This window comes from Halanaerobium saccharolyticum, assembly GCF_004362045.1.
Classification (GTDB): Bacteria; Bacillota; Halanaerobiia; order Halanaerobiales; family Halanaerobiaceae; genus Halanaerobium; species Halanaerobium saccharolyticum_C.
Genome location: NZ_SNWX01000042.1, coordinates 1 through 16369 on the forward strand (window position 1 = coordinate 1; position 16369 = coordinate 16369).

At 36.3% G+C, this 16369-nt stretch carries 17 protein-coding genes and 2 pseudogenes; 17 read left to right on the forward strand and 2 right to left on the reverse strand.

Features of this window, described 5'->3' with window-relative positions:
• From DFR79_RS15215 to DFR79_RS15290, 17 genes and pseudogenes are all read left to right on the forward strand, one after another.
• On the forward strand, nucleotides 1-237 hold a 237-nt coding region (locus DFR79_RS15215; RefSeq protein ID WP_279512901.1), incomplete at its 5' end, for a carboxyl transferase domain-containing protein.
• A gap of 127 nt (nucleotides 238-364) precedes the next feature.
• Nucleotides 365-511 carry a hypothetical protein gene (locus DFR79_RS16200; RefSeq protein ID WP_166638080.1) on the forward strand — a complete coding sequence of 49 codons (147 nt, stop codon included), beginning with the start codon at nucleotides 365-367 and terminating at the stop codon, nucleotides 509-511.
• Between the two features lie 12 nt (nucleotides 512-523).
• Nucleotides 524-943, forward strand: a complete 420-nt coding sequence (locus DFR79_RS15220) for a biotin/lipoyl-containing protein (RefSeq protein ID WP_133516319.1) — start codon at nucleotides 524-526, stop codon at nucleotides 941-943.
• A gap of 236 nt (nucleotides 944-1179) precedes the next feature.
• Nucleotides 1180-1491, forward strand: a complete 312-nt coding sequence (locus DFR79_RS15225) for a late competence development ComFB family protein (RefSeq protein WP_133516320.1) — start codon at nucleotides 1180-1182, stop codon at nucleotides 1489-1491.
• Between the two features lie 55 nt (nucleotides 1492-1546).
• Nucleotides 1547-2611 carry an AI-2E family transporter gene (locus DFR79_RS15230; protein WP_133516321.1) on the forward strand — a complete coding sequence of 355 codons (1065 nt, stop codon included), beginning with the start codon at nucleotides 1547-1549 and terminating at the stop codon, nucleotides 2609-2611.
• A gap of 178 nt (nucleotides 2612-2789) precedes the next feature.
• Entirely contained in the window at nucleotides 2790-3566 is a 777-nt protein-coding gene (gene sufC / locus DFR79_RS15235; RefSeq protein ID WP_133516322.1) for a Fe-S cluster assembly ATPase SufC, read from the forward strand.
• Between the two features lie 102 nt (nucleotides 3567-3668).
• Nucleotides 3669-5072 (forward strand): Fe-S cluster assembly protein SufB, encoded by a 1404-nt coding sequence (sufB, locus tag DFR79_RS15240; RefSeq protein WP_133516323.1) that lies wholly within the window; start codon nucleotides 3669-3671, stop codon nucleotides 5070-5072.
• 12 nt (nucleotides 5073-5084) lie between these two features.
• Nucleotides 5085-6275, forward strand: a complete 1191-nt coding sequence (sufD, locus tag DFR79_RS15245; RefSeq protein WP_133516324.1) for a Fe-S cluster assembly protein SufD — start codon at nucleotides 5085-5087, stop codon at nucleotides 6273-6275.
• Nucleotides 6247-7521 (forward strand): cysteine desulfurase, encoded by a 1275-nt coding sequence (locus DFR79_RS15250; RefSeq protein WP_133516325.1) that lies wholly within the window; start codon nucleotides 6247-6249, stop codon nucleotides 7519-7521. The genes sufD and DFR79_RS15250 overlap by 29 nt, the downstream gene beginning before the upstream one ends.
• Nucleotides 7511-7942, forward strand: coding sequence for a Fe-S cluster assembly sulfur transfer protein SufU (gene sufU / locus DFR79_RS15255; RefSeq protein WP_133516326.1), 432 nt, complete (start codon nucleotides 7511-7513; stop codon nucleotides 7940-7942). Before DFR79_RS15250 ends, sufU begins: the two co-directional genes overlap by 11 nt.
• A gap of 190 nt (nucleotides 7943-8132) precedes the next feature.
• Nucleotides 8133-9035, forward strand: coding sequence for a DMT family transporter (locus DFR79_RS15260; RefSeq protein WP_133516327.1), 903 nt, complete (start codon nucleotides 8133-8135; stop codon nucleotides 9033-9035).
• 140 nt (nucleotides 9036-9175) lie between these two features.
• The gene (locus tag DFR79_RS15265; protein ID WP_133516328.1) at nucleotides 9176-9688 is read left to right on the forward strand and encodes a KdsC family phosphatase; all 513 of its coding nucleotides are present in this window, start codon (nucleotides 9176-9178) and stop codon (nucleotides 9686-9688) included.
• Nucleotides 9689-9813: 125 nt separating this feature from the next.
• Nucleotides 9814-10551: a Uma2 family endonuclease gene (locus DFR79_RS15270; protein WP_133516329.1), complete on the forward strand. Its 738-nt coding sequence runs from the start codon at nucleotides 9814-9816 to the stop codon at nucleotides 10549-10551.
• Between the two features lie 88 nt (nucleotides 10552-10639).
• A complete protein-coding gene (locus DFR79_RS15275; protein ID WP_133516330.1) occupies nucleotides 10640-11080 on the forward strand; it encodes a MarR family winged helix-turn-helix transcriptional regulator in 441 nt (146 codons plus the stop codon).
• Nucleotides 11081-11166: 86 nt separating this feature from the next.
• A pseudogene (locus DFR79_RS15280) lies at nucleotides 11167-11493 on the forward strand (glutathione peroxidase); the annotation flags it as partial.
• A gap of 290 nt (nucleotides 11494-11783) precedes the next feature.
• Nucleotides 11784-13304, forward strand: a complete 1521-nt coding sequence (locus DFR79_RS15285) for a hypothetical protein (RefSeq protein WP_133516332.1) — start codon at nucleotides 11784-11786, stop codon at nucleotides 13302-13304.
• A gap of 206 nt (nucleotides 13305-13510) precedes the next feature.
• Nucleotides 13511-13660, forward strand: a pseudogene (locus DFR79_RS15290) (glutathione peroxidase); the annotation flags it as partial.
• 151 nt (nucleotides 13661-13811) lie between these two features.
• On the opposite strand, the gene thiI reads toward DFR79_RS15290, so the two are convergent.
• Both thiI and DFR79_RS15300 read right to left on the reverse strand, forming a co-directional pair.
• Nucleotides 13812-15032 carry a tRNA uracil 4-sulfurtransferase ThiI gene (thiI, locus tag DFR79_RS15295; protein ID WP_133516333.1) on the reverse strand — a complete coding sequence of 407 codons (1221 nt, stop codon included), beginning with the start codon at nucleotides 15030-15032 and terminating at the stop codon, nucleotides 13812-13814.
• Nucleotides 15033-15046: 14 nt separating this feature from the next.
• Complete coding sequence (locus DFR79_RS15300; protein WP_133516334.1) at nucleotides 15047-16195, reverse strand: cysteine desulfurase family protein; 1149 nt, start codon at nucleotides 16193-16195, stop codon at nucleotides 15047-15049.
• Nucleotides 16196-16369 lie beyond the last annotated feature (174 nt).

Consider the following 16369-nt stretch of genomic DNA (forward strand, 5'->3'; position numbering starts at 1 on the left):
AATGTAATTTACAGAAAAGAAATTAAAGCGGCAGACGATCCGGAAAAGCTGCGCCAGGATAAAATTGATGACTATAAAGAAAATTTTGCTAACCCTTACATTGCAGCCAAAAGAGGGATGGTTAATGATGTTATCAAAATGGAAGAAACCAGAGCTAAGTTGATCAATGGTCTAGAAATGATGTTCAATAAACGTGAAGATAGTCAGCATAAAAAACACGGCAATATACCACTTTAATTTTTTCTGTGTTATTTTATAAATTGTTGATCAAAAATCAGAAGAGGTATAGCAGTGGTTAAAGACAGAGAGAAGTAGTTAAAACTATTAAAATCTCGGAAGTTTTAAAAGAAAAAGGGAGGATAAAATGGAAGAATTGGATAAAGAGATTTCTCCAAAAAAAGTTGCAGCAGTAACTGCAGCGGTTTATCAAATATTGAATGGTCAAAAAAAACAGCAGAAAAAATATCAAATAATTTCTATTAAAAAAACTAGTCAAAACTGGAAAAGATAGGAGCTGAATAATATGAAAAAATTTAAAGTTGAGGTAGATGGAGAAGAATTTATTGTTAAAGTAGAAGAAATGGAAAATGAAGAAAGTGGTAAGTCAGAACATAAAACTAGTCCTGGCAGCAGAAGCAGTTCAGTTGAGCCGAAATCCAAGGCTAAAACTACTGCTCCAAAACCTGGCAAAGACCCACAAATAGAAATGGAAACCCCAGCTGAAATTGGAGATGGAGATGTAGCAGCCCCAATGCCGGGAAGTATTTTAGAAATTAATGTCAAAAAAGGTGATACTGTCAGCGAAGGTGATATATTAATAATTTTAGAAGCAATGAAAATGGAAAATGAAATTATTGCAGATCAATCAGGCACTGTTAAGGATATCAAAGTAAAAGTGGGAGATAGTGTTGATACAGAAGATACACTGCTGGTAATTGAGTAGGCAGCTTAAGGGCAGCCGGAAAAGCGGAAAGTCCTGGTATAAATTATTCTGCAGCTTAATTAAACCGGAAAAAATTAGAGCTCTGCTGGAAGAAGTATTATCATTATTCAAAAATTAATTAAAAGCCCTGCCTTTTTCAGGCAGGGTTTTTAACTTTTATAAAGAATTATAATTTTAGGAGATGAAATATATTTGGTTTAAGAATCAGCTAAATAAAAAAACCTGGGGGTAAAATTATGTTAAAAGATGAGAAGTTAAAACATTTAAAAGGAAGATTAAATAATGTAACTGAGGAAGTTGTTTTAAAAATGCTGGAGGATATGCTGCAGAGAGAGGAATTTGAGGATATTTGTAAAGATGAGGACTGTCTGCTGGATATGGCAAGTTATGCTTTAAACCGTTTGCCGGCAAAATATGTTGCCACCTCTAAAGGAGAAGTTTTCTCCAAAACTGAGGGACTTGAACAGCAGCATTCGGTTGATTTAGTTTCTGTAGTTACCAGAGCAATAAAAGTAGTTTCCGAAAATGATCATCATAATAATGACTAGTTATCTTATATTTCTGTTATTTTAGAAACAAAAAATAGTGTTAGGAGAGATTTATATGTTCAGTCAGCGGTTTTTTAAAATTGGCCATGGAATAATCATTTTGCTGATCATTATATTTTTAGCAGGACAGATTCCATATTTTACAGCTCCTTTAACTTCTGTTCTCAGTTTTGTGCTGCTGCCGCTGCTGTTTAGCGGTTTTTTATATTATTTGATGAGACCACTGGTTTTATTTTTGCAGAAGTGGATTAAAAATAGGTCCCTATCAATTGTGATTTCTTTTCTGGCTGTGATTGCAATTCTAACCCTGGTTTTCTACTTTGGCGGCAGTATAATTTATCAGCAGGGTAAAGAATTGAGCCAGACCTTGAGTGGGAATTATGACTATATTTACAATTTTGTTCTGGGAATAATTGAAAGTTTAAGAGAATATATTAATATTGATCAGGAATTTTTAGAAGAGCTAAAATTACGGCAGAGAATATTTTCTTATGCTAATGACTTAGCCCAGCAAATCTCTTCTTATAATTATATGGGGATTTTTAGTTCAATTACTAACTTTGGCTTAATAATAGTCTTAATCCCATTTGTTTTATTTTATTTACTTAAAGATGACCATAAGTTATTCAATAATATGATGACAATTGTGCCAGAAGCAAACAAAAGAAAAGTTGAAAAACTGGCGGTGGAAGTTGATCATCTGCTTTCGACATTTATTAGTTCCCAGGTGGTGGTTGCTTTTTTCCTGGGCTTAGTAATGTTTATCGGATTTTTGATTATTAGACTTCCCAATGCAGCGGTACTGGCATTTATTGCAATGATAACCTCTTTAATTCCAATTATCGGACCCTTTTTTGGCAGTCTGCCTGCTGTTTTTGTTGCTGCGACAAATAGCTGGTTTTTGTTTTTAGGAGTATTAATCACTATTTTGATAGCACAGTACTTGGAAGGGAATGTAATCCGACCACTGGTTCAGGGTAGAAGACTGGAGATTCATCCAATTGTAGTTTTATTTGTTGTTTTATCAGGAGTTTATTTATTTGGTTTTATCGGGGCTTTAACAGCAGTACCTCTTTATGTAGTTTTAAGATTGCTGTTTAGAAAAAAATATATTGAATAATCTGTTGTTGGTACTGTTGGTACCGGGTACCTGGATAAATTTTCCAGGTAACCGGTACCTTTTTATGTAAATTGGATCACTTTTTCAGCTAAAACCTTGACTAAAGTTGAGCAATGTTGTAGGATATAAATAGCAGTATGCTGAGCAGATAACTTTAATAAAGGAGATGACATAGATTATGGATAAAAAATTGCTTAAAATTTGTAATCTGGAATCAAAAGTTGAAGAAGAAAAAATATTAAATGGAATTAATTTAGAAGTAAATAAAGGTGAACTTCATATAATTATGGGTCCCAATGGTGCGGGGAAATCAACTCTAGCAAATGTTTTGATGGGACATCCTGAACACAAGATTACAAATGGAGATATCGAATTTGAAGGAGAAAATATTAATCAACTTGCAGTAGACAAAAGAGCTAAAAAAGGAATTTTCTTATCATTTCAATATCCTCAGGAAATCCCGGGAGTAACTGTGGAAAATTTTCTGCGGACTGCTAAAACTGCAGTCAGCGGAGAACAGCAGAGTATTTTTGACTTTAAATTTCTTCTGGAAGAAAAAATGAATCTGCTTAATATTGATCAATCATATGCAGATCGCTATTTAAACAAAGGTTTTTCTGGTGGAGAGAAAAAGAAAAATGAGATTCTGCAGATGGCAGTTTTAGAACCGAAACTTGCTATTTTAGACGAAACAGACTCTGGACTGGATGTTGATGCAACCAAGACTGTTGCAGAAGGAATTAAAAAAGTAGCTTCTGAAGATAATGCAATGATAATAATTACCCATCATAATAAGATTTTAGACTATCTAAAACCTGATTATGTGCATGTGCTGGTTGATGGCAGAATCGCCAAATCTGGAAATATGGAACTGGCAGAAGAAATTGAAAGAGAAGGTTTTGCTAAATATAAAAAAGAAGTATTAGATGAGAGTAATTCTAAAAGTAACTGTTAACACAGATTTTTAGCTATTTTACTCTAGCTGGTAAATTGATTTGGGGGAATTAAGTATTTTTAAGATAGATTTAAATGTTTTGAGAACAGGGAGGTTTTTTAGATGAACGACAAGACAGAAGTCAATGATATTGACCGCAGTCTGCACGAAGAAAAAAATGTAGAGAAACACCGTTATCAATCTGCTAAGGGATTAACTCCTGAAGTAATAAAAGAAATTTCTAGAGAAAAAGATGAACCAGAATGGATGCTCAAATTCCGGTTAAAAGCCTTAAAAATATATAAGAATAAAGAGGTTCCCACCTGGGGAGCTGATATTTCGGATTTAGATATGGATAATATTATTACCTATGTCAGGCCAGACGCTGATCTCCAGAGTGACTGGGATCAGGTGCCGGAAGAAATTAAGGATACTTTTGATGCTCTGGGAATTCCGGAAGCAGAAAAAGAGTCTTTAGCTGGAGTAGGTGCTCAGTATGATTCTGAGGTTGTTTATCATAATCTAAAAGAAGAAATGGTTGAACAGGGTGTTATTTATATGGATATGGAAAACGCTGTTAAGCAGCACGAGGATCTAGTCAAACAACACTTTATGAAATTAATCACACCTAATGATCATAAGTTTTCAGCTCTGCATGGAGCTGTCTGGTCAGGTGGATCATTTGTCTATGTTCCGGCAGGAGTGGATGTAAATATTCCGCTCCAGTCTTATTTCCGTCAGAATGCACCTGGCTCAGGCCAGTTTGAGCATACTCTGATCATATTGGAAGAGGGAGCAAATGCTCACTTTATTGAAGGCTGCTCAGCCCCAAAATATTCGGTTAATAATCTCCATGCAGGTGCTGTAGAATTATTTATAAATAAGGGTGCCAAACTTCGTTATAGTACTATAGAGAATTGGTCCCGTAATATGTACAATTTAAATACTAAAAGAGCTTTAGTAGAAGAAGATGGTGTTATTGAGTGGGTTTCTGGGTCTTTTGGCTCAAAAGTTTCAATGCTTTATCCAATGAGTATTTTAAAGGGAGCCAGAGCCAGAGCAGAGTTCACCGGAGTTACCTTTGCCGCTGAAGGACAGTATTTAGATACCGGGGCTCAGGTGATTCATGACGCTCCAGATACAACTTCAACAGTTAATTCGCGCTCGATTGCTAAAGATGGGGGTCATGCTTACTACCGTGGTCTGCTTAAGGCAACTAAAAACGCTCATGGTGCAAAGGCTTCAGTTTCCTGCGAATCTCTGATGCTGGATAATGAATCGAAATCAGATACTTTACCGATAATGAAACTGCAGACTGATGATATTGATGTCGGCCATGAGGCAAAAGTTGGCCGAATTAGTGAGGAAGCTGTTTTTTATCTGATGAGCAGAGGAATCAGCGAAGAGGAAGCAAAGGCCATGATTGTTCGCGGCTTTGTGGAGCCAATTGCCAGTGAATTACCATTAGAATATGCAGTTGAATTAAATAATCTAATCAACCTTGAACTCGAAGGTACTATAGGATAGGTGATATAAGAGATGTATAATAAAAAATTAGTAGATAATTTAACCACCGGCCAGTCAAAACTTTTAAGCAGCAGAAGAAGAGAGAGTTTTGATCTCTTTAAAAATTTGACTCAGGGTGATTATAAGAGAATAAATTTAATTGACTATCAGTTTCCAGAGTACAGCCCTTATAATAAGGAATATTTAAAAGATAAAAAGGGGCAGGATGAGCTGCTGATCAAAAGAATGACAGATAATCTAAATAATGAAGAAGAAATCTTAAATTATCTGGATCAGTTTAAAGATAAAAAAGTCGAAAAGGGTAATCAGGGGCTTGATCCTAAATATCTGGCAATGGCCGAAGCCTTTTACAATACAGGTCTTTTCATCAAAGTTCCAAAAAATGTAGAATTAAAATTACCGGTTGAGATTTTTTATGAACTTGATCAGGAAAATCCCGTTTTAATCGATAATAATTTAATTGTAGCTGAAGAAAACTCCCGGCTAACTGTAGTGATCGACTACAGAATGCAGGATCAAAACTTAGAAGCTTTTCATAATGGACTGACCAGGGTAATAGTTAAAGATAATGCTGTATTGAATATTGTTAAGGTACAGCGATTTAATAATCAGAGCGATAACTTTGACAGCAATATTTCTCTTGTCTCCAATCAGGGAGAGCTGAACTGGATTCCAATTGAACTGGGAGGTAGAAATTCAGTTACCAATAATGAAAACACCCTGATGAATGACGGCAGCAGAGCCAGTATAAGTTCAGTCTATTTTGCTGATGGTGACCGCAAAATGGATCTAGGATTTAAAATGAATCATCAGGGGCGCCACAGCAGCAGTGAAATTGAAAGTAAAGGTGTTTTAAAAGATAGAGCTCAGAAAGTTTTTAGAGGTGATTTATATTTCCAGAAGGGTGCCAGCCAGGCAAATGGTTCAGAAAAGGAAGAGGTTCTGCTCCTGGATAAGACGGTAAATTCTGATTCTATACCAGCATTATTTTCTGAAGAAGATAATGTGGAAGGAGAACATGCTGTAAGTGCAGGTCAGATTGATGAGCAGCGCTTATTTTATCTAATGAGCAGAGGTTTGACGAAGGCAGAAGCCAAACAGCTAATGGTAGAAGCTGCTTTTAATCCAATTTTTGATAAAATACCTCTTAATGACCTTAAAGGAAGTGTTATTAATGACGTTAAAACAAGAATCCGCAGTTAAAGAAAATAAAACTAACCAGAACTTTGCTGAAAAATATAAAGACGATTTTCCAATTTTAAATCAGCAGATTAATGGTAAAGATCTTATTTACTTTGATAATGCGGCTACAACTCAAAAACCGGAAGCTGTTTTAGATGCAGTAGATAACTACAACCGTACAATTAATGCTAATCCACACCGGGGTGCTCATACATTAAGTATTCGGGCTACTGAGGCTTACGAAAACGCCAGAGCTAAGGTCAGGGATTTTATCAATGCAGAAAAAACAGAAGAAATTATTTTTACCCGCAATACTACGGAGTCTCTAAATCTGCTGGCAAATAGTCTGGAAGCTGTGGTTGAAGAGGGAGACGAAATTTTAATTTCTGTGCTTGAACATCACAGTAATATTCTTCCCTGGCAGCAGCTGGCCGAGAGAAAAAATTTAAATTTAAAATTTTTATATCCAGATCAAAATTATAGAATTCCTCTGTCAGAGCTGAAAGAAAAATTGACAGATAAAACAAAGATTTTCAGTATTTCGCAGATGTCAAATGTAAGTGGGGTAATTAACCCGGTTAAAGAGATGACAGAACTTGCCCACCAAAAAGGGGCCTTAGTTGTTGTTGATGGGGCTCAGGGTGCTCCTCATATTAAGACTGATGTTAGAGAAATGAATGCTGATTTTTATGCATTTTCCGGCCATAAGATGCTGGGACCCATGGGGATCGGTGTACTATATGGGAAAAAAGATCTTTTAGATGAATTACCTCCTTTTCTAAAAGGTGGAGGTATGATAGAATATGTAAAAGAACAGGGTTCTACTTATGCCCCACTTCCCGAAAAATTTGAAGCTGGTACTCCCAATGTTGAAGGTGCAGTTGGTTTACAGGCAGCAATTGAATATTTAGAAGAGATAGGACTGGATAAAATTAAAGCCCATGAGCTTGATTTAACAGCCTATGCGCTGGATAAAATGAAAGAATTAAACTATGTAGAGATAGCCGGGCCGCTTGATTTAGAAAATCGCGGTGGGATAATTTCTTTTAATATAGAAGGAGTTCACTCTCATGATCTGGCTACAATAGTTGACAGTGAGGGGATTGCTATTCGTTCTGGGCATCACTGTGCTCAACCTTTAATGAACTACTATCAGATTAATTCTACCGGACGTATCAGTTTTTATCTCTATAATACAAAATCAGAAGTGGACCGTTTTCTGGAATCCCTGGAGAAAGTAAGGGAGGTTTTTGGTTATGGATCTTGATTCAGTTTATACAGAATTAATAATGGAGCATAATAAAAACAGCCGCAATAAACATGCTTTAGAGGATGCTGATTTAAGTGAACATGGACACAATCCAAGCTGTGGAGATGATATAACTCTGGAGCTGAAAATTGATGGCGATACTATCAGTGACGCAGCTTTTACAGGCAGCGGCTGTGCGATTTCGCAGGCTTCAACTTCCATTATGATTGATTTAATTAAAGGAAAAAGCATTGAAGAGGCCCTGGAGCTTGTAGAAACTTTTATTGCGATGATCAAAAAAGATATAGAAGATCAGCAGGAATTGAGAAAGCTAAAAGATGCAATGGCCTTAAAGAATATTTCCAACATGCCGGCTCGAGTTAAGTGTGCTGTTTTATCCTGGCACACACTTAAAGAGGCTCTGGACGAGCAAAACTAAAATTTGAAAACCGATTTTAAAAACTTCACCAAAAGGTGGAGTTTTTGCTTTACATAAGAGCAGATAATCTATATAATAATGATAATGAATATCATAGTGTCAGCTGCAAAATCATTTTTGCAGCTGGTGCCTGTTGATAACTTGTTAATAACTCAATAAGTTTATAAGTCTATAAGAAGAGGTGTAAACAATGGAAAATAGAAAAAAGGGAATAACCTATATACTTTTATCATCACTCTTTTTTGCTTTGATGGCAGCTACAGTTAAATATTTAGGTGATATGCCGACAGCAGAGAAGATATTTTTTAGAAATCTAGTTGGTATTTTTGTAGCCTTTAGCCTGGTCAAAAAAAGCGGCAGCTCACTGACCGGAAATAATAAAAAGCTTTTAATCTTACGCAGTATATTTGGAGTTTTAGGGATTGCGGCCTATTTTTATGCACTGGCAAATATTAAACTATCTGATGCAGTAATTTTAAATAAAATGTCCCCGTTTTTTGTAATGGTTTTTGCAGCTTTATTCTTAAAAGAGAAAATTACTAAAAAACAGCTAATTGCTTTAGTGACTGCAGCCTTAGGGGCTATACTGGTAATCAGACCGGGCTTTGATTCTAATATAATACCAGCTTTAATTGCCTTAATGTCCAGTTTATTTGCGGGAATTGCATATACAATAGTCAGACAGCTGCGCAAAACTGATTCAGCAGCTACAGTAGTTTTTTATTTCAGTCTTTTTTCAACCCTGGCAATGATACCATTTTTGCTCAGTGGTAGTTTTATAATTCCTACAGCTATCCAGGCAGCTGCCTTATTAGCTTTAGGATTATTTGCAGCAGCAGCTCAGTTATTTATGACAAATGCCTACCGGCACGCAGAGGCAGGAGAACTTTCAATCTATACTTATGCTAATATTGTTTTCTCTTCAATTTTGGGACTGCTTTTATTCCAGGAAATACCGGATCTGTTTTCAGTTTTGGGTGCAGTTTTAATTATCTCAGCCGGGTATTTAAATTATCGGGCCAAAGAAAGAGAAGCGGCAGAAAAAGCAGCTAAATTGAAACTAAAAAAAGAAAAGCAGAAAAGCACCATCTAAAATAATAATCTCTTTAACATTGCCCTCAGCTTAAGACTGGGGGTTTTATTGATTTGGCGGCAAACATTGCAGAATGCTTTCTAAAAACATATAATAAATGTAGTTTGTAAGTTGTTTTGATTAGAAATGGAGGGATTAGAGTGAAGGAGATTAATACTATTTTTCTGGATGTTGATGGGACACTGACAGATGGCAGGGTATATTTAGATAATGGCAAAAATGAATTTAAATCTTTCAATGTTAAAGATGGCCTGATGTTAGTTGCTGCAATAAAATTGGGTTATGATGTAATAATTATGACCGGAAGAAAATCTGAAGTTGTGGCTCGCAGAGCAGCTGAGCTGGGAATAGAAGAGTACTATCAGGGAGTTAGAGATAAAAAAAATGCTTTAGAGAAATTGATGAGAGAAAAAGGGATTACTTATGGAAATCTGGCCTATCTTGGTGATGATTTAAATGACCTGGCAGTGATGAAGGAAGCCCGATTTGCAGGCTGCCCCAGAGACGCAGCAGCAGAGGTCAAAGAAGTTTCTGATTTAATATCAGAATTCAAGGGTGGAGAAGGTGCAGTCAGAGAAATTTTAACTCATCTTTTAAAAGCGAGAGGAGATTATCATAAAGTAATAGAAGGTTTTACTGAAAAAGAAAATTAAATATACTGACAGGTACCTGGTACCTGTCGGTTTTTGTAATTAAATGTCCAAAAATTGATTATTTTAGCTAATTTTATTATAATTTTAGCTAATATATGTTATAATATAGTTAAAGGAGGGGGAAGATGAGGGTTAACAGTACTGATTTACAGAATTCATTTGGCAAGTATTTAGCACTGGTGGAAAAAGAGGATATTATTGTGCTCAAAAATGGTAAGGCTGTGGCGAAGCTGAGCAATTACTTTGATTACAGGGATTATATTAAAGAAGAAGCCAGAGACTATAATTCGAAAAGTTATAAAAGGGTAAGTTATCAGGAATATCTGGAACTTGTAGAAGGTTCTGATCAGCGTTATGAGCTGATAGATGGCGAGGTATTTTTAATGGCTTCCCCCAGTTTTAGACATCAGATGCTTGTAAATGAGATTTCCTGGCATTTAAATAATTATTTTAGAAATCATAAATGCAGTCCTTTAACATCTCCACTTGACATTAAACTACAGGGATATGCACCTAAATTTAAAGAAGACCCAAATGTTGTTCAGCCTGATATAATGGTGATCTGTGATCCGGAAAATGTTGTGGATGATAAGTACCAGGGAATACCGGAACTTTTAGTAGAAGTTCTTTCTCCTTCAACTAAAAAAAGGGATCTTATTTTAAAATTGAATTTATATTCAAAAAGTGGAGTCAAAGAATATTGGATCGTTGATCCTGAAAACAAGAAAATAACTCAGTATATTTTCACCGATGATAGAGATCTAGAAACAGTAAATGATCTGTTCCCGGATCAAGTTTTGAAATCTAAACATTTTAAGGGATTGAAGATTCAGGTGGACGAAATATTTTCGAAAATTAACTAAAAGCTATTGACAAATGCCATAAAAAAAGTGTATAATTAATTAAGTTGAGTACAATTTAATTATATAAAATCTAAATTGAGGTGAGCCAATGTCTGATTTTGAGAATTTAAAATTAGAAAATCAAATTTGTTTTCCCCTTTATGCTTTATCTCGGAAGGTGATTCAGTTATATAAACCTTTACTGGATAAATATAATTTAACCTATACCCAGTACATTACAATGCTGGTTTTATGGGAAAAAGAAAATATTTCACTGAAAGAATTGGGAAAAAAACTATATCTTGATTCTGGAACCCTTTCTCCGGTGGTAAAAAAACTTGTTAAACAGGGACTGGTTGAAAAATATCGTTCTCAGGCAGATGAAAGAATAGTTGAACTCAGGTTAACTGCCGGTGGTAGAGAAATGAAAGAGGATGCTGTAGAGATACCAGAAAAATTATATTCCCAGTTTGAGGGAGATCCAGAAACTTTAGTTAAATTAAAAAATAATTTAGACCAGGTATTAAGTCAATTTAAAGATGAGAGTTAAATCCTTGTCAAAGAGGGTTTAACTTATATTTTTAAATGATTAATTGTGCACAATTTAATTTTATAAAGCCAAAAGGAGAGATAATGATGAGTGTATATGATTTTAAAGCAAATGATATTATGGGACAGGAAGTTGATCTGGCAGATTATAAGGGTAAAGTTTTAATGATAGTAAATACGGCCAGCGAATGTGGACTAACTCCTCAATTCGAAGGCTTAGAAGAGCTGTATCAGGAATATAAAGATCAGGGGTTTGAAATTTTGGGTTTTCCCTGCAACCAATTTGCAAATCAGGATTCAGGTACAAACGAAGAAATCAGGGAGTTCTGTCAGCTCAATTACGGCGTTACATTTAAGATGTTCGAAAAAATCAAAGTCAATGGAAGTGATGCTCATCCCCTCTTTAAATATTTATAAGATTTTCGGCTAAATAAGCCCTTGATTGATAAGGCTTAATAGCACCTTTCAAAATTTTTCACCCCAGTCCAAAACCAATATTTCCCTTTATCATTAAGTATCTTAAACAGAATAAAAACTGCGATTAATATACTTTTATTCATATATATTAACTCCAGAAAGCACCAGAGCTTTTAAACCTTAATTTTTAAACTTGACTTTTTCATTTAAGTCATTTTTCCGGCCATCCATAATTAAATATAGGGACATATTTTTACCCTAAATACTAAATCAGGATGGTGTTATTTATGTTTAAAACAGAACGTTCCCACAAAGAGTTTCAGAATCATTTATTCTTCCTGCTTAATCTCTATTACGCCAATGACCACTTCTTTAAATCTGTCTTTTTAAATGCAGCTGTCATTTTAAAAGTCTTTTTTACTGATCTTGTTTCTGTCCGGTACATTCTGCTTTCTACCTATCGTCCCCGTGGTGAAAAACCATGGGATCCTGTCTGCCTTTTCCGTTCCTACTGGCTGATGTGTCAGTATGGTGACGGCGGCTCCATTACCCGCTGGGTTAAAAAGCTGAAAAGCGAACCATTCTGGGCTATTATCTCCGGCTTTTATCCCGGTAATGTGCCTGGAGTAGGTACCTTCTATGATTTTGAAGACAGGCTCTGTGATTTTGATTCAGGTAAACGAGTTGAACGCTGCACTAAAATGCATAAGCCTCTTTCAAAGCCCAAAAAGAAACTCAAAAAGAACCAGAAACAGCCGCCAAAACACCAGGGTGTGGTCCAGAGGCTGGTTAACCGCATCCTCAGAGACGAAGATAAACCTCAGCCTGAAAAAGCTGATAAATATCTTCAACAAATATTCAAAGAATGTTTTGTTCTATCCTCTGCCAGAAGGGGTCTCCTTGGAGATACTTCTAACCTGGCTGTTTCCGGTGACGGCATGGTTTTTGAAACCGGTGCTTCACCTATGGGCACCCGAGACTGTGACTGCCGTCAAAATGGTATTTTTAACTGCGGCTGTCCTCGCCGCTTTAGTGATCCCACTGCTACCTGGGGCTGGGACAGCTATCGTGGTAGATATGTCTATGGCTACAGTAACTACACCTTTACAGCTGCTGATAGTTCCTATGATTTACCTGTTTATTCTGTGCTCAATCAGGCTGCAAGACATGATAGTGTATCTCATACCTCGGCTCTCTTTGAAATGTTAAATCTTTATCCTGAATTTAATTTTGGTAAAGATATTTTAGATAGTGCCCACGATAATTATGCCACCTATGACCTGCTTGATCACTGGGAGATTGAGCCTTTTATTGACCTTAATGAAAAAAACAAAGGGAATTTCAAATATGATCCACCTTTAAAAGTTAATGATGATGGTGTCCCCATCTGCAAAGGCGGTTTTCCGATGGTAAACTGGGGCTACATTAAAGAAAGCTGTCGTATTAAATGGAGATGTCCCCATGTTACTCATAAAAACTTTCATTGTCCCATCTTTAATTGTAGTGACTCAGATTATGGACGTACTGTTTATACCAAACCCGAGTGGGATAATCGCATATTTACTGCAACCCCACGCGGTTCACATAAATGGAAAAATGTGATGAAGAAAAGAACTTCTTCTGAAAGACGCAACAGCCGGGTGAAAACAGATTATGATCTGGAAAGTGATAATGTCCGCTCCAAATCTCGCTGGCTTATCAGAATAATCATGCGGGATGCAGCAATCCATGCTAATGCCTGGATTAAAGAAGCAGCTGTAACTCCAGAAGACTGGATTACCACCTGGTTTAACTACAGAGCAGCATAAATAGTTACAGTTTTTTAGATTATTCTAAAGCTATTTTTTTAAAATAGCTTCCAGGTCCCGGGGAGAAGTGCGCCCATTTTTGGCTTAATTTTCTATAGAAATAGTTAGTTTTAGTATGGAGTTTTCAAAGTTCAATTCTTTAACTGATTTATTGAAATAATTTACTTTTTTTCTATTGTTTTATGGCTTTAGCCGAGAATCCTCATTTAAAGAGTGAAACTGGCTCTCTGCTTGGTGGAATTATTAAGTGGAATTTTACCAAATTTTTAATTGATCGAGAGGGAAATGTAGTTAACAGATATGCTCCAACAACTGATCCGACAAAAACCAGGGCGGATATTGAAGAACTATTATAAAAAGAAGCAGAAAGGAGCAGTATTTACTGCTCCTTTTAATTTCTTATAGATACTATTTTTTTAAGAAAATTAAGGATTACAAACAGTAGCTTTAACTGATTTTATATTAATAAAATTCGACATAAACTGACAAGTAAACGGTAGGTGCACGTTATTCTGCACCTTCATTAATTGTAATGACTTCCATTTTTTCTAATGCCCTCTCTATTAGGGCTTCAATTTCTAAGTTTTCTTCTCCAAAGTGGATGGTATCGAGTTTGGGCTGAGTTGCCGGGTTATCAGGTACAAAGATAGTGCAGCAGTCTTCATGTGGTCTAATTGAGATCTCATAAGTGCCAACCCTTTTTCCCAGAGCAATAATATCATTTTTATCCATGGTAATTAGGGGGCGAAGAACCGGGAATTCAGCTACTTCATCAGATGAGCGCAGTCCCTCCAGAGTCTGGCTTGCTACCTGGCCCAGGCTTTCTCCGGTTACTAGTGCCAGTTCGTTATTTATTTCTGCCAGTCGGTTGGCAATTCTAATCATCATTCGCCGCATAATAGTTACAGTATATCTGCGTGGTGATTTTTTTAATATTTCCTGCTGGATTTCTGTAAAATAGGGAATTTGCAGTTTTATTTCTCCACCATAACGGCTTAAAACTTTTGTCAGGTCAATTACCTTTTCTTTTGCTCGCTCAGAAGTATAGGGAGGGGAATCAAAGTAAACTGCATTTAAGGATAGACCTCTCTTTAATCCAAGCCAGCCGGCCACTGGACTGTCAATTCCACCAGATAATAGAAGTAATGCTTTACCCGATGACTTAACGGGTAGACCACCCGGGCCAGCCTCTCGCCTGATGAAAAGATAAATCTTCCCTCTTCTGATTTCAACTTCAAAAAGATGTTCAGGCTGATGGACATCAACACTGAGAGGAGTTTCTGGACTTTCAACCTCTCTTAAAATTTCTCCCCCAAGCTCTCGATTAAGCTCAGGACTTTCGATCGGAAAGGACTTATCTGCTCGGGTAGTTTCCATTTTAAAAGTAGTCGGATAGTTTTGAACCTCAGCTTTAAAGAGCCTAACCGCCTTATTTTTCAATTCCTTAAAATCCTGCTCATTAAAATCAGCTATTTTTTTGCCAATTCTCAGTCTCTGAGCCGGACTTAAAGAAATAATTCCCGGTACATTGACCAGTCTTTCGACAATTTTTTCAATCTGATCACTTTCTGCATAAAGAAAAATCCGCCCGTAAACAGTACTGATTTCAAAATCTCCCAGATCTGCTGCTGCCCTTTCAATATTTGAGACCAGCTGGGAAATGAAATCATTGATATTATCACCTTTCAGGCCAATTTCTCCATAACGAATAATTATTAAATCATACAAAATTTTTCACCTCATTAAAAAAGTTTCAGAAAATTAATCTGTTCTTCTAAAGTTTTTATAAAATAATCTAGATCATCATTAGTAATTTCTTTATTTAAACTTACCCTAAGAGCACTCTCACTCCGCTTTTGAGAGAGGCCGCAGGCATTAATAATTCTGCTGCCCTTTTTCTTGGAAGAACAGGCTGAGCCTGTTGAAATATAAATCCCCTGACTTTCGAGAGCATGCAGCATTGTCTCTCCTTTAATACCTGGGAGAGAAAAATTTATAATATGAGGGGCCCCAGCTGTGGGAGAATTAATTACCACTTCCTCAATTTCCTGCAGATAGTTCAGCAAATACGTCCTTATTTTAGCTAAATTTTTATCAGCTTTTTCTGCTGCTGAAAGCTGGGGCAATTTTTTTACTGCCTCTCTCAGTCCAGCAATTCCCGGGATGTTTTCTGTTCCGGAGCGCAAATTTCTTTCCTGACCTCCACCATAGACTAAGGGTTTTAAGTTAGTCCCCTCCTTAATATATAAAGCACCTATTCCTTTAGGACCATGGATTTTGTGGCCGCTGATTGAATAAAGATCGACCGGCCACTGGCTCAAATTGCTGTAGATCTTTCCAAAAGCCTGAACTCCATCTACATGAAAAAAGCTGAGTGGATTTTTCCTTTTTATAATTTCAGCAATTTTTCTGGTGGGCTGAATAGTTCCCAGCTCATTATTAACCTGCATAATGCTGACAAGAATTGTTTTTTCAGTAATTAAGTGACTCAAATGCTCCAGGTCAACATGCCCTTCCTGATCAACATTAACTGTATCTACCTGCCAGCCTTCATTTTCTAAAGCCTTAAAAAGTTCAGCTACTGAAGAATGTTCGATGGGGGAAGTAATCAGATGTCTGCCCCGATTCTCATAAGCTTTTGTTATTCCTCTAATGGCCAGGTTATTGCTTTCTGTACCACCGGAGGTAAAAATGATTTCTTTAGCTTTAACTTCAAGATACTCAGCAATTATTTTTCTGCTCTTTTTTAAAATCTTTTCTGACTTTAAACCAAAACGATGTAGAGAAGAAGGATTGGCATAGCTTTTTTCTAAAGCATCAACTACAGCTGCAGTAACTTCCGGCAGTGCCTTAGTAGCTGCAGCATTATCTAAATATATTTCTCTTTCCATTAAACTCACTCCTAATTTAAAACACTAAATTTTATTATACCACCAATAGCAAGAGAAATAAACCGCTGCCGCCGAGAAACAGAGATTCCGCAAATGATTTTTAAAAAATAAGGAGAATACCGTTCAAACAGTATTCTCAGCAGTAGTACCAAAATAAAGAATATTAGAAATATT